We start from the raw sequence: 717 nt of genomic DNA, 5'->3' as shown, positions 1-717 counted from the left end.
GATTTATATGTCATATATAAAAAAAATTAAAATATCAGATTCTCTTGGAATATCTTCTACTGGTAATATAGCTCTTGATAAAAATATTATTTATACTTGTAATAAAGATGGTCTTCAAAAAAAAATTCATAAATTTAATGTAAATGGTACTTATATTGATTTTATAAAAACAGATATTCCAATATCTACATTTACTTATGATAATTTAACAAAAAAATTTTACACTCACTATAGTAATAATTATTCAAAAAATACTTTGATACACATTTTAGATAATAAAGGCACTTTAATAGAAACTATTGATTACTCTAGTATTATTCCCTCTGAAATTTTATATAAAGAGAATCAACCTTGGAATATAGAATCTTTAACTTTAGATTCCCAAAAAAATTACTTGCTATTTTCTTTAGAAAACAGTAATAATATTTATACAATATCTCTAAATAAAAATTTTATAAATGTTTTTAATTTTAAAACTAATGATTTATTAATAAATAAATTTGGACATACACTTTCTATAGATTCTGATTCTTCTCTTTGGATTACTTATGTAAATAAAGATAATGATATAAAATTAGCTAATATATCTACCAATGGAATAATACAACAAACATTTGATACAAATTTTAAAATAACAGATGTTAACATTGGTGGGATAATTATTGATCATGAAAATTTCTCTAATAAATGTGTATTATGGTTAAGTTGTACTCATAA

General features: G+C 20.2%; 1 protein-coding gene. It reads left to right on the top strand.

All coding sequences use genetic code 11. From position 1 onward, the window contains the following. Positions 1-717: hypothetical protein (locus GBZ86_RS17565; RefSeq protein WP_170272318.1), on the top strand; the 717-nt coding region annotated here is incomplete at both ends.

It is taken from the genome of Clostridium tarantellae, assembly GCF_009295725.1.
GTDB lineage: Bacteria > Bacillota > Clostridia > Clostridiales > Clostridiaceae > Sarcina > Sarcina tarantellae.
The sequence above is the reverse complement of the archived record's forward strand: the minus strand, read 5'-3'. Positions and strand labels throughout refer to the sequence as shown.